Source organism: Pseudarthrobacter kochi, assembly GCF_055412805.1.
The window spans coordinates 1-19,397 of the sequence record NZ_JBVAYV010000051.1 but is presented as its reverse complement, the minus strand read 5'-3'; the positions used below and the strand labels follow the sequence as shown (position 1 = coordinate 19,397).

General features: G+C 65.5%; 17 protein-coding genes and 2 pseudogenes. 14 read left to right on the top strand and 5 right to left on the bottom strand.

Annotated elements, in window-relative coordinates:
• Positions 1-1,512 precede the first annotated feature (1,512 nt).
• On the bottom strand, positions 1,513-1,878 hold the full coding sequence (locus tag ACZY0Y_RS17675; RefSeq protein ID WP_463886066.1) for a hypothetical protein: 366 nt from the start codon (positions 1,876-1,878) through the stop codon (positions 1,513-1,515).
• 412 nt (positions 1,879-2,290) lie between these two features.
• Here ACZY0Y_RS17675 and ACZY0Y_RS17670 point away from each other — a divergent pair, with 412 nt between their 5' ends.
• The 5 genes from ACZY0Y_RS17670 (at position 2,291) to ACZY0Y_RS17650 (ending at position 6,430) form a co-directional block, all read left to right on the top strand.
• Positions 2,291-3,205 (top strand): polysaccharide deacetylase family protein, encoded by a 915-nt coding sequence (locus ACZY0Y_RS17670; protein WP_463959496.1) that lies wholly within the window; start codon positions 2,291-2,293, stop codon positions 3,203-3,205.
• A gap of 510 nt (positions 3,206-3,715) precedes the next feature.
• On the top strand, positions 3,716-3,817 hold the full coding sequence (locus ACZY0Y_RS17665) for a twin-arginine translocation signal domain-containing protein (RefSeq protein WP_463959494.1): 102 nt from the start codon (positions 3,716-3,718) through the stop codon (positions 3,815-3,817).
• On the top strand, positions 3,793-4,071 hold the full coding sequence (locus ACZY0Y_RS17660; protein WP_463959492.1) for an alkaline phosphatase family protein: 279 nt from the start codon (positions 3,793-3,795) through the stop codon (positions 4,069-4,071). The genes ACZY0Y_RS17665 and ACZY0Y_RS17660 overlap by 25 nt, the downstream gene beginning before the upstream one ends.
• Positions 4,072-4,266: 195 nt before the next feature.
• Positions 4,267-6,186, top strand: a complete 1,920-nt coding sequence (locus ACZY0Y_RS17655) for a putative bifunctional diguanylate cyclase/phosphodiesterase (RefSeq protein WP_463959491.1) — start codon at positions 4,267-4,269, stop codon at positions 6,184-6,186.
• A gap of 10 nt (positions 6,187-6,196) precedes the next feature.
• The gene (locus ACZY0Y_RS17650; protein ID WP_463959490.1) at positions 6,197-6,430 is read left to right on the top strand and encodes a hypothetical protein; all 234 of its coding nucleotides are present in this window, start codon (positions 6,197-6,199) and stop codon (positions 6,428-6,430) included.
• A 518-nt stretch (positions 6,431-6,948) separates the two neighbouring features.
• Here the strand turns inward: ACZY0Y_RS17650 and ACZY0Y_RS17645 are convergent.
• Positions 6,949-7,416 (bottom strand): universal stress protein, encoded by a 468-nt coding sequence (locus ACZY0Y_RS17645; RefSeq protein WP_463959488.1) that lies wholly within the window; start codon positions 7,414-7,416, stop codon positions 6,949-6,951.
• Positions 7,417-7,886: 470 nt separating this feature from the next.
• On the opposite strand from ACZY0Y_RS17645, the gene ACZY0Y_RS17640 reads away from it, so the two are divergent.
• A complete protein-coding gene (locus ACZY0Y_RS17640) occupies positions 7,887-8,660 on the top strand; it encodes an amino acid-binding protein (protein ID WP_463959486.1) in 774 nt (257 codons plus the stop codon).
• Positions 8,661-8,768: 108 nt separating this feature from the next.
• Complete coding sequence (locus ACZY0Y_RS17635; RefSeq protein ID WP_463959485.1) at positions 8,769-9,188, top strand: winged helix DNA-binding protein; 420 nt, start codon at positions 8,769-8,771, stop codon at positions 9,186-9,188.
• An 89-nt stretch (positions 9,189-9,277) separates the two neighbouring features.
• On the opposite strand, the gene ACZY0Y_RS17630 is transcribed toward ACZY0Y_RS17635, so the two are convergent.
• Complete coding sequence (locus ACZY0Y_RS17630; protein ID WP_463886082.1) at positions 9,278-9,514, bottom strand: hypothetical protein; 237 nt, start codon at positions 9,512-9,514, stop codon at positions 9,278-9,280.
• Positions 9,515-9,691: 177 nt separating this feature from the next.
• On the bottom strand, positions 9,692-11,806 hold the full coding sequence (gene glgX / locus ACZY0Y_RS17625; protein ID WP_463959483.1) for a glycogen debranching protein GlgX: 2,115 nt from the start codon (positions 11,804-11,806) through the stop codon (positions 9,692-9,694).
• A gap of 169 nt (positions 11,807-11,975) precedes the next feature.
• Between glgX and ACZY0Y_RS17620 the strand changes: the two genes are divergently transcribed.
• The gene (locus ACZY0Y_RS17620; RefSeq protein ID WP_463959497.1) at positions 11,976-12,203 is read left to right on the top strand and encodes a three-helix bundle dimerization domain-containing protein; all 228 of its coding nucleotides are present in this window, start codon (positions 11,976-11,978) and stop codon (positions 12,201-12,203) included.
• Between the two features lie 12 nt (positions 12,204-12,215).
• On the opposite strand, the pseudogene ACZY0Y_RS17615 reads toward ACZY0Y_RS17620, so the two are convergent.
• A pseudogene (locus tag ACZY0Y_RS17615) lies at positions 12,216-13,670 on the bottom strand (pyruvate kinase); the annotation flags it as partial.
• Between ACZY0Y_RS17615 and ACZY0Y_RS17610 the strand changes: the two are divergent.
• The 6 genes and pseudogenes from ACZY0Y_RS17610 to ACZY0Y_RS17585 all read left to right on the top strand — a co-directional run bounded on the left by ACZY0Y_RS17610 (position 13,664) and on the right by ACZY0Y_RS17585 (position 19,031).
• Positions 13,664-14,353 carry a site-specific integrase gene (locus tag ACZY0Y_RS17610; RefSeq protein WP_463959481.1) on the top strand — a complete coding sequence of 230 codons (690 nt, stop codon included), beginning with the start codon at positions 13,664-13,666 and terminating at the stop codon, positions 14,351-14,353. The pseudogene ACZY0Y_RS17615 and the gene ACZY0Y_RS17610 overlap by 7 nt on opposite strands.
• 47 nt (positions 14,354-14,400) lie before the next feature.
• Positions 14,401-15,774 (top strand): annotated as a pseudogene (locus ACZY0Y_RS17605) (relaxase/mobilization nuclease domain-containing protein); the annotation flags it as partial.
• A 29-nt stretch (positions 15,775-15,803) separates the two neighbouring features.
• Complete coding sequence (locus ACZY0Y_RS17600) at positions 15,804-17,036, top strand: hypothetical protein (protein ID WP_463959479.1); 1,233 nt, start codon at positions 15,804-15,806, stop codon at positions 17,034-17,036.
• A gap of 93 nt (positions 17,037-17,129) precedes the next feature.
• Complete coding sequence (locus ACZY0Y_RS17595; protein WP_463959477.1) at positions 17,130-17,444, top strand: hypothetical protein; 315 nt, start codon at positions 17,130-17,132, stop codon at positions 17,442-17,444.
• Between the two features lie 115 nt (positions 17,445-17,559).
• Entirely contained in the window at positions 17,560-18,621 is a 1,062-nt protein-coding gene (locus tag ACZY0Y_RS17590; RefSeq protein WP_463959475.1) for a PDDEXK nuclease domain-containing protein, read from the top strand.
• 107 nt (positions 18,622-18,728) lie between these two features.
• Positions 18,729-19,031: a DUF4193 family protein gene (locus ACZY0Y_RS17585; RefSeq protein ID WP_463959473.1), complete on the top strand. Its 303-nt coding sequence runs from the start codon at positions 18,729-18,731 to the stop codon at positions 19,029-19,031.
• Positions 19,032-19,397 lie beyond the last annotated feature (366 nt).

Genomic DNA, 19,397 nt, shown 5'->3' with positions numbered 1-19,397 from the left:
GCGCTCGGTTACCGGCGGCCCAACGAAGTCCACTATGGTTATCAACAGCCAGCACTGGCAGCGTAGAAGAATCAACCAATTCCGCTGTCCGAAATCCCCGCAGCAGCTCAGCCCCGCGACGATGACCAGCCACCACAACCGGTTCTTACAGCCGGGGCCAGAGAGGGGGAAACAATGCTGGGAGACGCCTGCCCGATCCCTGAATGAGGGTGCACCTTCATCGACGCCCGCGGTCTTGTCCCGGCCCTCATACCCATCATCACCGGAGGCAACACTGTGCCGTGCCGGTGCGTGATGCGAACCTCTTGGTATCCGGACCAGGCGCTGCCCGAAGTCCTCCACGGCGCTAGGCACGCCCTGGACCCGTCCCGGGGCCATCATTGGCTCTCGCTAATAGATTTCCTGATTCACGGCACCTGCACGCGCGGAGCTGCGCACGATGATCCGGCAGCCAAGCCGGGCCGACGCCCCGCTAACTCACTGCGTCGGCGGGGATAACGACGCATCCTTATCGGCTGCTGCACGTCTGTACGTCAGCGGGGCGTCGCCCATGCATCCCTGCCGGCACGGAGGCAGGCTCACTGCACACAAAAGTAGGGAGGACCCCCAAGGTCCTCCCTACTTTTTGTGTGCAGTAGTTGCTATCGGTTGTGCTGGTGTGACCCGTCGGGGCGGTCCTCGCCCTGGGGCCGGTGTTCTTTGCGGTCGCCTTCGCGGTGCGGGGCGGTCCTCGCCCCGGGGCTTCGCGGTCTGTGGTGTCCGTGGCCTGATGTGACGGTGCGGGAGTCGCTTTGGGTTCCTCGGTTGCCGGGGCGGATGGAGCCGGGGTCTTCTCTGCCGGCACAGCAGTCTCTTCCTGTTCCTGCGTTTCCGGTGCACCAGCCGCGTCCTCGCCGGGTGTTCCGCTTGCGGCAGGGGGCACGGATGCCGGCGTCTGCGCAGTGGCAAACGTGGAGGGTGCGGGTGCATCCGGGGCCGGCGTTGCCGGGGCGGACGGGCTGAGCACGGGTGTGTCTGCCGGGCTCGACGCCACAGGGCTGGCCGTAACGGCGGGGGTGTCGCTACCGCCGGGCAGGGTGGTGGTGTTGGCAAATGCTGCGGCACCGCCGCCCAGGGCGATGGCGCCTGCTGTGATCGATGTGATCAGGAATTTGCTCGTGGTCGTTCTTTCACTTCCTGTTCACCTACCGGGGATACAGATCTCCGGGGGCAGCATCAGCCTCCTCTGCCGGGGCCGGCTCCCGGGCCCCTGGAGTGTCTGCGCCCCTGAACACGGCCACCACGAAGTCAAGGCCTGGCGGGCGGCCGGCGGCAGGGATGGCCTGGGGTTGGCGCGCAGCAGCCGGGGTTTCCTTGATCTGTCCGGGCGGCGGGCGCGAGAGAGGGGGAGTGAACCCGGACGGGGAATTGCGGGCCGTCGGGAATGTGGCGGACCGGCTCGCGGAACGTTGTCCGGGCATTTCCCGTCCCGGCATTGAAGAGGCGGTGCGGGAGGAACATAAGTGGGTCCGGTCAGAGTGAGTAGTGCCGGGACCGTCCGGGGACCATGTCCGTGATCAGGGAGATCCGGCCGGTCACCGTCACGGCGAACCACTGTCCGGAAGACTGGTCCAGGCCTGCGAACCGCCCGGGGTCGGTCTGGATCAGCTCGGTCGTGGCGTTGTCGCTGGTGTGGAACAGGTTCCACCGGCCAGCTGTTCGGCTTCCCGCGACGTACCCGCGGGTCTGGAAGTCATAGACATGGACCCGGTCGACGGCCACCTCCCCGCTCATGACGTTGAACCGTCCGGTCTCCACGTCCCTGATCAGCCGGGCGCTGGAGTGCGTACAGATTCGTCCGGTGATGTAGGCGACTGCCCGTTCACGGTCTTCAATCATCAAGGCCCCCCGAATAGCTCTCCAGGGCCGCCACGGTGAGGCCGCTGTCCGCCAGGACTTCCTGCCGCCGGGCGGCCGGCAACGCTGACCGGATTTCCGCAGTCTCCGGCGCATACCTGTGAGCTAAGCGAACACCGCGGTAACAGAGCGCGACGTGGGGGTGAAACTTCGCAATTCCCGGCCCTGAAGCGCGGTTCCGCAGCACCTTCGCTCCCGGCCGTCGCCCCGCCTGAGCCTACAATGGGCGGGGCACAGGTGGGGGTAAGCCGGCCGTCGGCGGCTTCGCACCCGGCCACGTCACCCGCTACTCAGCCCTGGCGCCTCGTCAGCGGGGGGCAACAGCCCCCGGCCCAGCACCACGGACCGGGTTGCTCCTCCTGTAATTCACTCTGAAGAGATCGGAACATCTGCCGTGGCATGGACCCCGGACCGCAGGTCATTCCTTCTGGCCGCCACCATGGCACTGGCCGGCTGCGCTCCCTACCGCCCGGAAACCGGGACTGCCGGAACCGGGCAGGATGCTTCTGCAATCAATGCGGCGGCCGGAATAGCGGTTCCCCCCGCAGCACCGGCAGCGGCTCCTCCGCTCCCGGACTTCCCCGGCCGGCCGGGGGCCGTGTTGACCCGCGACGCGGTGACGAGGACCTTTGCCGGACACGCTGCGAAGTACTGGGGGCTGAAGGCACCAGGGGTGCTGACCCGCCTGCCCTCCACGGCCGCCGGGGTGGCGCTGACGTTTGATTTTTGCGGCGGGACCAACGGCAACGGAGCCGACCTGGCCCTGGTGGCCCTCCTGCGCCAGCAGCACATCCCTGCCACCCTGTTCCTGAACTCCCGTTGGATCAACGCCAATCAGGCCGTGGCCAAAGACCTGGCCGGTGATCCGCTTTTCGAACTCGGCAACCACGGAACTTCCCACCGCCCCTTGTCCGTCACGGGCAAGAGCGCCTACGGGATCACCGGCACCGGGAACCCCGGCGAGGTCTACGACGAGATCATGACCAACAACGACCACCTCACCGAACTCACCGGAGAGCGCCCCCGCTACTTCAGACCAGGTACCGCCTATATGGATGAAGTCTCCGCCGACATCGTCCGTTCCCTTGGCCTGATCCCGGTCGGATTCACCATCAACGGCGACGCCGGCGCCACCCTCCCCGCCGCGACGGTCACCCGCGAGATCACCCGGGCACGGGCGACAGACATCGTCATCGCCCACGGCAACCACCCCGCCGGTGGCACGGCCCCCGGGCTCGCGCGCGCCCTGACGCTCATGAAGGACCGCGGCGAAACCTTCCTCCCGCTCCACCAGACCAGCAGCACATGACACTCTGGCGGTCCGGTGCGATGCCCCCCGCAACCCGGACATCCGAACATGTGTTGGACAATTTGGGCCTGTAAGTGAAACCCCGTCTGGCTTCACGAACGCCAGCATCACCCCGCCGGGCCCGCGACGGCGCATGAAAGCCCGTGTCCGCGCGGCGGCTTGCCGGTAGGTCAATGCCGCAAAATTGCAGGGAAACGTGCGTTGAACACTGCATGAACGGACCCGCTATCGGCACGGACTGTAACCGTTCCGTGATCTACTTTGGGGCGTGAACTCTACTCATCAGTAACTTCTTTGCCCTGCATTCAACCGGCCAACCGCCGCCTAAGTAGGCGCCGCCGCCCTCTGCTGCCTTGGACCCGGACAACACCCGGGCACTGGCCGCCACGGCAGCGGGCACCGGGACGGCCACGCGTAACTATTCCGGTCCCGGGATCGATTACACGTGTGGCTGGCCACGACACCCCCGGTGGCGCTGGAAGCCGGACCTGACAATGAAGGAATCCGAACGTGAACTTTTCTAGACGTAATTTCCTGGGGGTGGCGGGTACGGCTGCCGCCACCGCCTTGGCCACCGGCAGCACGCTGTGGGCGGCCACATCATCGTGGTGATGATGGAGAACCGGTCCTTTGACCACTTCGTGGGGTGGATGCCCGGTGCGGACGGGAAACAGGCCAAGCTGAATTACACGGACCGCTACGGAATCCCGCACACCACCCACCACCTGGCGGATTTCCAGGGGTGCGGGCACCCGGACCCGGACCACTCCTACGAGGGCGGCCGGATCCAGTACAACCCGGCCCGCACCGGCCCCCACTGTTTGTCAGGCCTCGTCCGGCCGTTTGACCACGACGAAATGTCCTGACGTATCGCCGGACCAACGGCATTCCGGAACCCGGGGAATGTCCGAAGGTCCCGCAGGGCCCTGCGGGAGATGCTGACGGCCGGCGCATTGTTGGACCGCGCCCCGGTTCGCCGTGCGATCTGCTGCAAGGGGCGAAACCCGGATTATTGGCATGGTGTATGTTTTCTGTTCGCTTTCATCGGGTAATAAGGGTCAGTGACCGATGAGCCCGATGAGCCCGATGAGCCCGATGAGCCCGATGAGCCCGATGAGCCCGATGAGCCCGATGAGCCCGATGAGCCCGATGAGCCCGATATGCCCGTCCGGGCCCCGCGCCCGGCGGAACCCGTGATTGGCGGCCTCGGCTGCGCGGCCCTGGTCCTCCCCGGTGATACACCCTCCGGTGAGATCGAGGCACTGTTCCGGGCCGACCGTGCGCTTCGGGCTGTGGTCATCAACGATGCCGGAATACCGTCCCTGTTGACGCGGGCCCAACTGGATCACCGGATGGCGGGGCGTCTGGGCTACGGACGGGCACTCAACGCCAGGGTCGAGGCAACGGATCTCCTCCCGCCCCCCGGCACCTTGCTCCCGCCGTCCCTGGACCTTCGGGCCGCTGCCGCCGTGGTCCTCGCCAGGCAGGAACAGCACCGGTATGAAGATTTGCTAGTGCTCGCGGCGGACGGACCGCGCATCGTTCCGGTCTCCGAAATCTTCGAAGGTCTCTCGGCCCTGTTCCGGCAGGCAGCGCTGCACGACCCTCTGACCGGCCTGGCCAACAGAAGGCACCTTGAAGAGCAAGGTCCCTCACTGGTGGGCGCCAACGATTCCGATTCGTCCCCGACGGCACTCCTGTATGTGGATCTGGATGATTTCAAGATCACCAACGACACCTTCGGACACCGGACCGGCGATGCCGTGCTGGCCGAGTTTTCCGCACGGCTCCGGGCGTGCACGAGGCCAGCGGATCTGGTGACCCGGCTGGGCGGGGACGAATTCGCCGTGCTCCTCGTGGACGTCGATGAGGCCACAGCACGCTCCATCGCGCAACGGATCCTGGCATCGCTTGCTGAACCCCTGACCCATGACGGGCACGACCTCAGGCTCACCGCCACCCTGGGGCTGGCCATGTCCACCGACATCGACGACGGGACCCCAGCCGCACGCCTGGAGGACCTCCTCCGCCTCGCCGACACCGCCATGCTTCAGGCAAAACACGACGGCAAACGCCGGCTGGGCCGCATCGACCCCTGCCGGCCCGCCACCCGCTTCGCCCGCCAGGCCCTCATCCGCCGCCGGCTGCCCCACGCCCTGGCCAACGCAGGCTTCAGCCTCCACTACCAGCCCCTCATGAACATCGCCACCGGCTCCTGCACTGCCGTGGAGGCACTGCTGCGCTGGGAGGACCAGGAGCTCGGCAAAGTCTCCCCCGGCGAGTTCATCCACGTCGCCGAACACACCGGGGAAATCCACGCCATCGGCCGGTGGGTCATTGATACCGCCTGCGCCCAGGCCCGGCGCTGGGCCGACGCCGGTACCCCCCGTCCCATTTCCGTGAACATTTCCCCCGTCCAGCTCGCCGCCGGAAACCTGGTCCACGATCTCCAGGCCGCCCTGCGCCGGCACGGAGTACCGGCGTCCCTGGTGAACATCGAGATCACCGAGACCGCCGCCATTACCGACCTCCCGTCCGCCGCGGCACAGCTACAGGCACTCATCGACGCCGGCATCGGCGTCGCCCTCGATGACTACGGAACGGCCTATTCCTCCCTAGCCATGCTGCGCGACCTTCCCCTGACCGGACTGAAGCTCGACAAGTCCTTTATCGACACGATCGACACCGACCCCACCTCCGCCATCCTCGTCGCCGGCATCATCACCACGGCCAAGGCCATGAGCCTCACGATGACAGCCGAAGGCGTGGAAAGAGACGCCCAGCTCGCCGTGCTGCGCCGACTGGGCTGCGACAACGCCCAGGGCTACCTCATCTCCCTCCCGCTCCCCGCACAGGAAATCGACCAGACCCAAAACACCCGAACAGCGGCTGCCGCCTATGGTCCACCCGGGTGGACCATCCCCCGGGCGCCCCAAACCCGCCCTGACTCTGTTCATACACCATTCACACCCAGCCCGTAGGCTCAGCGACATGAAGGATTTCCTGGAAAGCGTCGACGCCCTCCCGGCCGCTCCCGCATCGGACTGGACCCGCCTGCGTTCCGGCCAGACGGTGACGGTGGCCGAGCACGGACACGCAGCCTGCACCGGCACCATCGACGGCGTAACCTCCGACGCGTCGATCCTCTGGGTACGCCTGCCCGGAATCGCCCCGCGCCGGATGTTCCTGCACACCGACCCGGTGGACATCCGGCCCGCCCACTAGCCAGGCCGCCACCGGGCCACCCACCCGGTAGGTGCCGTGCCGGACCGTGCACACTTCAGCGCCCAGGGCCGCCCCTCCCGCCATCGGCGGCGCTGATGGCAGACCGGACGCCGCATCCAGCGGAACAACATCCAACGCATCAGCGTCCAGCAACCTGAGGCAGCGCACGCACTCCTGCCCCGCATCGGTGAGGGCATCCGGTGCGCCAGGGCCGGCATCATGGTCACTGACCTTCGACCACCCGGCACCCGGGGCCCGCTACTTCACCGTCTAAAAGGTTCGTTTACGACAGCCCGGATTGGCCGGAATGAGATTGCTGAGCGTCGGAGGCGACACCAAAGGCCCGCTGGGCGGCATCATCTGTTGCCCCTTCAGCACCAGTTCCGAGGACCTTGACAATTTTGTGGGCGCAGTCGAAAGACGTGCCGGACTCCTCGGCTAGCATCCCCGGTTCGGGTCACTCCCCCGCTGCTGGCAGCTTCGAGGCCATCGATAAGGGATCCCTGCTTGGACGCCCGTCATGGGCCCAGGTGCGGGATGACGATGACGGGTCTGGGCTGCGAGCGTGTGAGGGAAATACTGACAGAACCTTCCAACAGCCGCGCCATCCCGGCCAGGTTGCCCGGCCGCTGGCCGCCGACGATCAGCATCGAAGCGTCCGTGCTTTCAGCCAGTCGGGTCAGCGCTTGGGAGACTTCTCCGTTGAGCACCCTGAAAGTCCATTCCTGCCCGGGATCGCCCAGAAGGTCCCGGAGTCTCTCCAGGATTTCCGAGGCCGGGAAGTCCGTTTCCCGGTTAGGGGCTGGATCGAGCGTGACTCCCGCCCGTGAGTTGGTTGGCGCCCATTTGGTCAGGTAGCTCGCCGGATCCACAAATGCGCAAATAAGGTGCACGCCCAGGATTGCGGCCAGGTCTGCACCCGCCCGGATCAGCCGGTCCGCCGGCTGCCAGGGGACGCCCAGCACCACCGGGCCTCCGGACCACATTTCAGCCTCCCTCGGACCGATAGGCAGGGAACCGGACGGGCGGTTCGCCGGTCACCGTATCTGGGCACCTCACAGGGTTCGGCAGATCCCTGTCAGGTGCCGACTTGGACGGCTGCGGCCGGCCAGGCGGGAAAACGTCCATACCCGTCAGGATAACCACTGGAGCGTCCGGAGGTAGGTCCGCCTGGCAAGAACGCGCGTCCTCCAACAGAGAGGTTTGTTCGCAGCCCGGCTTCTTGACCAACCCGGCTGGGGTGACCATCCAGGGGCGCCTGCCTGCGGTGATGTCCGAGGCGATGCGCCTTCGCCGATTGTTCATGCGCCGGTCGTTGAGGCCCGGCCTCCGGGGCCAGCAGAGTGGAACCATGACAAGGCAGAACAGACACCCCGCCCACGCGTTGGCCTGCGACTCGTGCGGCCAATTACCCCACCCCGCCAAGGCGCGGCTCACCCTTGCCAACGTCGCAGCCATGCTACCCATAGAACTTGTGGTGCACGCCGCCGTGGTCGACACGGACATGCCGTACCTGCTGAAGGTACTGGTCCTGACTTTGACTGCCACCACACTGGTGATCTGGGTGGCCGAGCCCTCGGTCCGGCTCGCTTTGCGGGGTTGGCTGCACGCACCAGCCCTGCGCCACCGGCGCCGGCTGCACGAGTCCGGAGCCCTGTGGCGCGTCCGCACCCTGGTTGCTGACGATCGGCAAGGGCGGGAAGAGCTGGCCGGGGGCGTCTGCGGCGTCGGGGCCGACATCCTCGTGTGCCGGAGCCACCACGTCCCCGGAGGGGTTCTGGAGGAACTGGTGGTAGGCGCGCCGGACGATGTCACCCACGCCGATCTGCTTGCCGCGGCTGGGGAGGGCGGTGGCCGTGATGTTCGCGTGTGGCCGGCAACAGCCCTGGCCGTGGCAGACGGCCAGACGAAGGCTTTGGCCCTGGCCCTGAGGGTCGCGGAAGACCCGGACGAACTTCAACTCGCGGTCGCCGAACTGCTGGACGCTGAACCGGTCGCGAATCCCGATCGTCCCATCAACCCCGTCGAGGACTGCACCAGAGCCCATGACGGCGGACCGGACTGTGACGGGACCCTGCTGAAGATCCCGTCACCCTTGCACGAACCCTTGCGATTTTCACGCCCCCATGCACCGTTCACGCCGGCCGAATCCGCCCGCGCGCACCGGCTGGCAGAACTCGCCGAACTCACCGAACTTTCACGCAAACACACCATCCGTGCCCTGCAGTAGAACCAGAACGGTCGAGAGTCGCGCGGAGTTGTTGAGTAACCTGGGATACTTCGTCGTGCGCACTAACGGCTGCTGGTTCCAGGCAGCCAGTACTGCAACGATGGCATCGTGAACAAGCCCATCGGATACTGGGTCAAGCGGCTGGATGCTTCGCTGGAGACCTTGCTCGATTCCACGCTCTCCCAGCTGTCCCTGACCAGAAGGCAGTGGCAGCTGCTTAATGCGCTTCGCCCGGCCCCCCTCACGCCGGCTGAAGTGGGAGATGTCTTGCGCCCCTACACCTCAGCGGACGGCGGCAACACCCGGGAACGGGACATGGCCGCGCTCGTTCGCAGAAGGCTCGTGTTCCTGCTGGATGGCCGCCTCGCGCTGACCGGGGCTGGATCCGCCCTGCACGCCGAGGCCGCACTGCTGATGGAAGCCTGCCGACGTGAGCTGACGGCGGGAATCGGTGCGGATGAGTACGCGATCGCTCTCAGCGTCCTCGAGCGCATGAATCACAATGCAGGCCGGCTTACCGCCGGCTAAGCGGGATACCGGGCTGTGCCACGGCAGCCCGGGCGGAACGCTCTCGGTTTTGTTACCCGGAAGGCTCACTCCCGGAAATACCGATGCACCTATGCGCACCGGGCTTCGGACTCCAGCACGGTAAATTCGATCGAATCTTTATCGGTGGGGAGCCTGCGCGGCGTGTTACCTGTGAAGAAGATCCAGACGGCGTTGGCCCCATCGGTGGCCAATTCATCAACGACGCCGATGCCCAGGTCTTCGTCACCGTCCCGGACACGGACCGCCTGCCCACGCTTCAGGTCACTCCCGTGGACATTCCTGCCGGACTTACCTTCGAAGTTCATGGCGGCGCCTTCCCATAAACGGAGCAGATCCTCCACAGGATATGTGCACCCGGTAAACCTCCGATGAACAGCGTCGCCCCTGCCGCTCTGCCAAAACCTGATGGCTGAAACGCACGGGTCCCTGAGGGATCGCCGATTCGCTGCCCCACCGCCCGCGACCCGGGGCGGGCTGCTGCGCTACTGCTCGACGGAGCGGAGAATCCAGGTGCTGCGGGCGGGTACCGTGTAGGCGGTGCCTGCCAGAATCCTTGCCGGCGCGGGACCGTCCCAGCTTGTCAGGGCGACCTCCCACTCCGCGGGAAAATGCTCCCTCGGCGTTTGGTGCACTACGTCATGGGAAGAGGCGTTGAAGACGATGAGGAAGTCGTTTTCGGGTTCATTCCGGCGGGTCCGCACGCCCTTGCCGTTCAGGTAGCAGGCGAGGGACTTTCCCCAGGACTGGTCCCACTGCTGTCCCGTCCGGGGTGTTCCGTCGGCGTTAAGCCACAGGATGTCCGGCAGCCTGAGGCCCTCTGCCGGGGCCACCGGCCTGCCGTCGAAGTAGGTGCGGCGCCGGAACACGGGGTAGTCCCGGCGCAGCCTGAGGACCTTGGAGGTGAATGCAATCATGTCCTCGTCGGCGGAAGCCCAATCGATCCACGAGATCTCGTTGTCCTGGCAGTAGGCGTTGTTGTTCCCTGCCTGTGTGTGGCCCAGTTCGTCGCCGTGGCGCAGCATCGGCACTCCCTGGGCGAGGATGCAGGTGATCATGAGGTTGCGCATCTGGCGTGCGCGAAGGGAAGTGACTTCCGGGTCCGTGGTGAGCCCCTCGATGCCGCAGTTCCAGGAACGGTTGTTGGACTCCCCGTCGCGGTCGTTCTCGCCGTTGGCCGTGTTGTGCTTGTGGTCGTAGGAGACGAGGTCCCGAAGGGTGAAGCCGTCGTGGACGGTGACAAAGTTCACGGACGCGCTGGGTTGGCGGCCGTCGTCCTGGTAAAGGTCGGCGGAGCCGGTGAGCCGCTTTGCCAGCTCGGCCGTGAGGCCCGGTTGGCCGCGCCAGAAGTCGCGGACGACGTCCCGGAATTTGCCGTTCCATTCCGCCCACCGCGGGGGGAAGTTGCCGAGCTGGTAGCCTTCGGGGCCGAGGTCCCACGGTTCGGCGATGAGCTTCACCCCGTCAAGCACCGGGTCGGAGTCAATCATCCCGAAGAACGCGGAGAGCATGTCGACCCGGTCCGAGGCGCGGGCCAGCGCAGGGGCGAGATCGAAGCGGAAACCGTCGACGTGCATCTCCTCCACCCAATAGTGCAGCGAATCCATCACCAGGCGCAGGACCGTAGGCGATCCTACGTTCAGGGTGTTGCCGGTGCCCGTGTAGTCCTCGTAGTTGGCCTCGTCGCCGGGGACCAGATGGTAGTAGGCGGCGTTGTCGATTCCACGGAAGCACAGGTTGGGTCCGTCGGCTCCGCCCTCGCCGGAGTGGTTGTAAACGACGTCGAGGATCACCTCGATGCCGGCCTGATGGAGGGCCTTGACCATGTCTTTGAACTCGGTGACCTGCCCTCCGGGCCTCCGGCCGGTGTCACCCGCCGCGTGTGCCGCCGCGTAGGCGTTGTGGGGTGCGAAATAGCCGATGGGGTTGTAGCCCCAGTAGTTGGACCGGCCGGCGCGGGGTTCCTCGGTGATGAACTGTTGGACCGGAAGAAGTTCCACCGCGGTCACGCCGATCCGTTTGAGGTGCGCGATGACAGACGGATGCGCCAACCCGGCATAGGTTCCGCGCTCGGGGGCGGGAACGTCCGGGTGCAGCCTGGTCATGCCCTTGACGTGGGCCTCGTAGATGACTGTCCGGTTCAGGGGAGTTGCGGGCCGGGTATCTGTCCCCCAGTCGTAGGCGGGGTCGACAACGACGGACACGAAGGTGTGGTGCCGGTTGTCCGCCCGGTCCGGCTGGGACGGGTCATTGGGGTCGAAGGCATACAGCTCGGGTCCCCAGCAGAGCCGGCCGTCAATGGCCCTGGCGTAAGGGTCCAGCAGGAACTTGTGCGGATTATGGCGCAGTCCCCGGGCCGGGTCCCAGGTCCCCTCGACGCGGTAGCCGTAACGCTGGCCCGCGAGGAACCCGGGCACGTTTGCAGTCCAGAGCCCGTCCTGTACTGACATCGGGTGGCGGGTCTCGACACCGGAGTCATCCACCAGGCACAGGTCCACCGCGGCCGCCGAGGTGGAGAACAGTGCGAAGTCCGCGCCCTCTACCGTCAATGTCGCGCCCAGGGCAGCAGCGGGGCGTTGAATATCCGGGAGGGCTTCCACGGCGCCATGATAGTCATCGAAGGTAAACGACAGGGGTGTTTCAGCCCGGGCTTGGGGGCGTATAAGGCTAACATCAAATCCCCCGTCGCCAAGGGCAGCAGAGTGTCCCGGTTATGACCCTGTGTCCGCGGAATTTGTTGACGCCGGTTCACGCCCGGGCGACACTGGAATGGTGAGCGAAGCTGAAAAAGAAACCACCGTCCGTGCCGTAGTCGACCGGCTGTCAGCCCATTTTCCGGAGGCGCCCCAACCGCACATCGCCGGTATCGTCGGCGAAGAATACGACTCCCTGGCTGACGGACGCATCAGGAGCTTCATACCCACCCTGGTTGAGCACGAAGCCAGGTCCCGGCTCCAACGCGAATACACCTTCGAGCCCTCCAACAGCCACTCCTAGGCGCAGCAGGCTGCGCTTCTTCTGCGTGTGGTCCTTCATCCGGCCCAGAATGTCCGCGAGCATGCTGATGGCTTCATTGATGAACGGGCCCTTGTTGAGCATGACGCACTCGGCGCGCTGGGCCATCGCGGCGTCGGTCACCTCCGCCCGGGACGGCAAACCGGTCCGCGCCAGGGTGTCCAGGACCTGGGTGGCCCAGATGACCGGGACGTGCGCGGCTTCGCAGAGCCAGAGAATTTCCTCCTGAACTTCAGCCAGCCGTTCGAAGCCGGCCTCCACGGCGAGGTCACCGCGGGCCATCATGACGCCCACGTCGGCCCACTTCATCAGTTCGAGGAGGATTTCGGGCAGCGCTTCAAACGCGGCCACGGTCTCGATCTTGAGCATGATGTCAAGGTTCCGGTCCTGCTCGGCGTCCAGATGGGCCAGACGGTCGCTGACATCTGCCTCGCTGCGGACAAAAGACATGCTGACGATGTCGGCCAGGACCTTGACGTGTTCGAGGTCGGCGAGGTCCTGATCTGTCAGCGCCGGGACCCTGAGCCGGGTGTCGGGGAGGTTGATGCCCGTTTCGGACCGGAGCCGTGAGCCGTGGGGGGCGGCAGAGACAATCTCAGCTGTCAGTTCTCCGGCTCCGGCCCCGGTGATCACCCCGCCGATCTTGCCGTCGTCGAACCAGATCCTTTCCCCGGGCTTCACGTCCGTGAAGACGGCGGGGAGGGTGCAGCCGATCCGGTGGGTGCCCACGGTATGGCTGTCTGCGGGGGTGAGGTCACTGCTGAGGATGATGGTGTCCCCGCGCCGGATCATCAGGCTCTGTTCCAGGGCAGGCAGAACGCCGACGAGGGTGGATGACCCTGTGTGGCGGTGGGGTTTCTTGTCAGAAGGGGCCACCGGGGCGGCGGTCAGCCTGGTTCCCGGGATCACGTAGCTGGTGTCGTGAAGAGCTGCCAGGCACCCGGCCGGGCTTGCGTGGTCGACGGCGAGGGTGCGGCGGGCTCCGCGGGCGTCTTCGAAGCTGACACTCTGGCCCTCCCGCAGGGCTGCCGCCCAGTTCTCGTCCTGGACGGGAATCACGGGCAGCGTGGGGCCCGTCTCGGGCGGGTTTCCCAGCCACACGCTGGCCGGGGCGGTCACTGTGCCGGTTTCGTTCCGGACCGGCCTGACCTTCAGGACGCGGGGGCCCGGGCGGATGGGGCCCGTGCGCAGCTTGGGGCCGCCCAGATCCATGGAGACCAGGCAGCGCCTGCCCGTGGAATCTTCTGCGGCGCGGATGTTGCCGATCATCTGCCGCCAGGTCCCAGGGTCGTCGTGCGCGCAGTTGATGCGGGCAAGGTCCATACCTTTTTCGATCATGCCGCGGACAATGCCGGGGTCCGTGGCTGCTTCACCGGGCAGCGTGACCATGATCCTCGTGCTGCGTTCCTCCGGGTCCTGCGGCCCCTCCGCGGAGACCAGCCGTGCCAACGTTCGGGCCCGCCGAGGTCACCCGCGCCGACATCACAGCCGCGCTGGACGAAACGAGGGTCCGCCGCCACGTCGCCGGGAACGGGCTCAAGTCGCTCTTCACGACCCTCAAAGGCCGCCGGCTCATCTTCGCGAATCCGACCCGCGGGATGAAGACGTCCCCGAAGGGCAGCACTATCCCTCTCGCTCTGGACGCCGCAGTGATCCGCGAGGAGTTGAACTCCCCGAAGCCGGTGGTCGCCCTCGCGGTTGCCTTGGTTGCCTTCCACGCGCTGACCAAAAAACAGCTCAGCGAGCTGCGGCTCACCGACATCAGCGACGGAAATCTTGTACTGGGCACCCGCGACATTCCGCTGGCCGCGCCCGTGCGCACCCGCCTGGCAGCCTGGCTCGACCAGCGCAACCGTACCTGGCCAGGCAGTGCCAACCCGCACCTGCTCATCAACCGGCGTACGGCGCCCAGGCTCCTGCCCGTCAGTCGGCAGTACCCCTGGACCGGATTGACGCTGCGGCCCCAGGCGCTGCGCGAGGACCGTATCCTGCACGAGATCCACGCGACCGGCGGCGATATCCGCCGCATCTGCGATCTCTTCGGGCTCAGCATCGAAGGCGCCACCCGCTACCTCAACACCGTCGAGCACCCGGACCTCACCCTTGAGGGCGAACAGGTTCCCCGAACCTGAGCACCAACACCCGCTGCAGCCCCCGGGCATGCCCAGGTTCGCACCGGGACGCGGCCAAGAAGGAGCGCGTCCACGTCGGATACAAGGACGCCAGCGTGTGGCACTGCTCTCTGAGCCTGCGCGCCGAAGAAGGCGCCCTGACGGATCAGCAGTGGGGCGATATCGCCAACGATTTCGTGGACTCCATGGGCTTCACCGAAACCAGCGGCAAGGCGCGCTGCCGCTGGGTCGCGGTCAACCACGGCACGAGTGAGAACGGCAACCACCACATCCACCTGGCTGTCTCCTTGGTCCGCGAAGACGGCACCAAGGCATCCACCCACGGCGACTACAAGAGGGCTCAGGAATCGTGCCGTGAGCTGGAAGTTAAGTACGGGCTGGAACAGCTCTCCACCGTGCACGCCACCCGAGGTTACGACCGGGCCGAGAAGGCCACCGCCGTCCGGGACGAGCGGGAAATGCACCGCTCGTCTTTGGCCCGGAAGGTCCGCGCCAGCGCCAGCTCCTCGGCGACCGAAGGTGAGTTCGTCAGGCGCGCCCGCGACACCGGAATGCTGGTCCGTCCGCGCTATGCGAAGAACACCACCGACGTCATCGTCGGGTACTCCGTGGCCGAACGCCCGAAGCAGGGTGAACGTCCTATCTGGTTCGGGGGCGGCACACTCGCCTCCGACCTGAAGCTCGGTGCTTTGCGTGAAGAGTGGGTGGACTCACCGCAGCTGGCTACCGAGGCTGCAGCGGAGTGGAACGCGGCAGCCCGCAACAGGCGCACCGTGTCCAGGACCGGCCCCGAGAACGGAACACCCCCGGCGGAAATGTGGGTCGAGTACACCCGGAACGCGACCGCACTCGTTGAGCAGCTGCGCACACTGCCCCGGGATGATCACGCCACCTGGGCGAAAGCAGCGCGAGAGGTATCCGGCGCGTTCGCGGCATGGTCCCACCGGCTCGAACCGACGCCGGGTCCGCTGGCGGCCACCGCTGCCGAACTGTCCCGCACCGCCCAACTCCGGGCACCACGCCAGCACAGCAAGCCTGTCGCTCTGCCGTCCATTGCCGGCACTGCCATGTTGTTCATGGCCGCGTCCAGCAAGAGCAAGACGGCCGCCCAATCGGCGCTCATGCTGCAGCTGGTGAACACTGCCTTCGCCATCCACGAAATGCACCAACAGTCCGGACGAACCCGTGAAGCGCAGCGGCTCCGGGCCGTCGTCACAGAGCAGCTGAAACCGTTCGCGGCCACCATGCCCCGCCCGGTCTCCGTCGGTGCCCCGGAACAGGCAGCGGCAACGAACTCCGTAGAACTTGGACTGCGCGGCATGGCGCCCATCCGTCCAGGGTCAGCGGTACCGATCACACCAACGCCGGCCAAAACCCACCAGCACACGGGCCGGGAGTCCGGCCCCGTACTGGACCGATAACGACCACCACCAACTGCAAGGGGAGCACGATGAGTGAATCTGACGGAATGGACGAATTGCTGGACGGCGGAATGCGGCAGTCCCTCATGATCGCGTCCAGCATTGCCGAGACGCTGGCCCGTCGCCGGCAGGAATCCCAACGGCAGCAGGAACAGCAGGATGCCCAGGCAGCGCACGAAGCGCAGGCCCGCCTCACGGCAGACCGAAGCGCAGCGCGTGCGGCGCTGGCACAGGTAAATAAGGACCAGTGGTGGGACAAGGCCCAGCCCCACGACATCGCCACGGCCCACGCCATCGCTGAAGGCTGGAAGGACCACGATCCGACCGCCCTCGCGGCCTCGGAAAAGATCCGGCAGGAAGTCTTCACGCGCTATGGCATCGACACCCGCGAGGCCGGCAAGGACTCTGGATACCTGGAGTCAGATATCCAGAATGCCGCGACGGACAAGGCCCGGCAGGACGCACTGGAACGCAGCCAGGAAGAGACACGCACGGCGGCCGCCGAACACGAGAAGGCCATGGGCCTGCTCGCTGCCGCCCGCGCCGAAGAACTCCGCGCCCAGGCCGTGACGCTTGCCCCGGAAATGGAACGCCACCAGGTGCCAGCCGAATACCTTGCCAACCCCGAGCTGGCCCAGGCGCTGCAGACCGCTCACACTGCTAAGACCCCAGCAGCCGTGGCGGCCGCGGACGCAACCGTGCAGGAACGCCTGTTCCTCATCGGCAAGGACGGCATCAACGGTCCCGACATCGACCAGCTCCGCAAAGAAACCACCTCGAACATCAACGGCGCCGCAGATTCGCACTTTGAGGATCCCGCGTTCGTGAAAGCCGCCAAGGACATGCACGAAGCCAAACTCCTGGCAGAGGGAGGCTTCACGGGATCCGAAAGGACGCCCGTGGAACAGCGGTACGAGCAAGCTGAAAAGGAACTCTTCGCCCGCATGGAAAGCGTCGGCCGCGAGATCGAGAACCGCGTCACCGGCAACCTCAGCCGCCGGTTCAAAGACCAGGGCCTCAAAACGGAAAGCACGTCATCAAACGACTACGGCTCAGCGGAACGCCACGAAGCTTTCGCCGCATCTCTGGCAACCACCGGAGCCAATGAAACCCAAGTCCGAGGACGCGCCGCCGCGGAACGCAGCGAGGGCACACACCCCAGCGCAGCCGTCAGCATGGGCAAGGGCGCAGCAAAGGCCAAGAAGACCCGCTCAGGGGCAGCAGTGGGCGCGGAACGGACCAAAAGCGGTCCCGCGCGCTAAGCAGTCGCCGGTAGGGTAGCCGGTGAAACTTGGCGAACAGAAAAGACTTCGATGGTTGAGAGATTATGGTCCTATTGGTCAGTCGGAATCTGGATGGTCGGCGTCATTCTCATCGTCTACCTTGTCTTCCGCAAGTCGAACACCCGGCGGGTCTTCGTCATCTCCTTGCTGGGTTGCGCCACCATTTACGCATTGTCATGGTGGGTCTATGCCGCCCAGGCAGATCTACCTTCCAGGACTGAAGGAACAGCCCTCAGAACACAGACGACCAATGCAAACACGAGCCTCTCGGCACTATTTGGACTGCTCTTCAGCTTCTACGGCTTCCTTGCAATGGCCGCCATCTGGGCTGTCCATGAGATGGTCCGTTTAGGGGCCAGACTCCGCATGGCGGCGAGGGCGGGATAGCGTCGAGGATGCGCTCCTTGTCCTTCTGCCGGGAACGGCTGGAACCGGACTTGCCGGAGGAGATCGAGATGGCTGGCTGCTCATTATTCCCTGCCGCCTCGATAGGATCGAGGACGTGACAGACGACCTCGCCCTTCCCGCCGGCTATACCGATCTTCTCGGCGAGCTCAAGACCCGGGTCAGGGCTGCACGCACCAACGCTCTGCGCACCGTCAACACGCAGCTGATCGACCTGTACCGGGCCATTGGCAGAACCATCCTTGAACGACAGGCCATCGATGGGTGGGGGAGTGGGGTCATCGGCAGGCTGGCCGAGGACCTGGGCGCGGAGTTCCCTGACATGACCGGCTTGTCACGGTCCAATCTGCAGTACATGCGCAGCTTCGCGGAAGCGTGGCCGGGGCTCGACGCAAATGTCCCACAGCCTGTGGGACATTTGCCATGGGGCCACATCCGCACCATTTTGGACAAGCGGCTGGAGCCGGAAGCGCGGGACTGGTACGCCGCTGCAGCCGTCGAGTATGGCTGGTCGCGGAATGTGCTGATGAACATGATCATGAACAGGACCCTTGAACGCACCGGAGCGGCACCCTCGAACTTCGTGCAGCATCTGGTTGCACCCGATTCTGAACTCGCCCAACAGATCGCCAAAGACCCCTACAACTTCGAATTCCTCGGTCTCTCCGGAGAAGTAGCAGAACGCGACCTCGAGAACGCCCTGACCAGCAGGATCACCGAGACCCTCCGCGAACTCGGCCCTGGGTTCTCGTTCGTGGGACGGCAGGTCCACTTCGACGTCGACGGCGATGACTTCTACGTGGACCTGCTCTTCTTCCACATCGAACAATCACGCTACGTCGTCATCGAACTCAAAACCGGCAAGTTCCAGCCCGAATACGCCGGCAAGCTCAACTTCTACGTCGCACTCGTCGACGACGTCCTGCGCAGGGACCACCACAACGAAACCATCGGCATCCTCATCTGCGGCACCAAAAACGACCGCAGCGTCCGCTACAGTCTGGGCCGCTCCACCTCACCCATGGCCGTCGCCGCCTACACCTACGACAACCTCCCGGCGGATGAACAACAGGCGCTCCCGGATGAAGGACACCTCGTCGCGGCGCTGGAGTGGGCCGAACCCGATACGGACGACGTCTCAGCATCAGAAAATGCCTAACAAATGAACTCACATCAGCCCCGAGCGTGGCCCCTGAAGAGGACCTCCCCAGCTATGGTGTAGGTTCCTTCGGTCAGGTAAGAGCGTTAGAGAAGAGAATCACCGCAGTGGCAGCCGATTACGACGAAGTCCGTTCCGACGTCAGAGAATCACAGGAACGCTCCCTTGAGGCGCTGCAATCCGCAAACGCCCCGGACGCCAGAAGCGTCGTACGCGACCTGGACGAGGCCGACGCGCTGGACGATACGATGACCCCCGGTGGGGAGTTCGTCGCCGAGGAACTGATCGTGCAGGTGATTCCCCAGGCCGAGGACGAGTTCACCTGTTACTCCTGTTTCCTGGTCCGGCACCGGTCCCAGCTCGCACGCGTAAAGAACGACCACTCGTACTGCGTCGAGTGTGAAGGCTAGCGTAAGTTACCTGCCGTGCGCAGTGTCCGGCTATCGACGCGGACAATGCTACGGCTGCGCTAGTCCTTAACGTCCCTCATGGGAGCCTTGGCGGTAATCCAGTCCATCCGAGGCCCAAAGTCGTCCTACGGTCAATAGTTGACGGCGACCCCAGGCCGGCGAGTTGACGTAGGGGACTGCCCCCGGTTTTGTTGACTCCTTGACCTAGCGAGCTGGTGCTCGTGGAAGGATGTTGACCATGCCCACGGCTTATGGGGCTCTTCAAGGTTCCCGGGGAATGGTCTGCTGAGATGATTGCTCATGCTGCCATCCGGGCTGCACTTCTCAAGAGGATACGCGATTTGTAGTTGTCCGGGTTCCGGTATC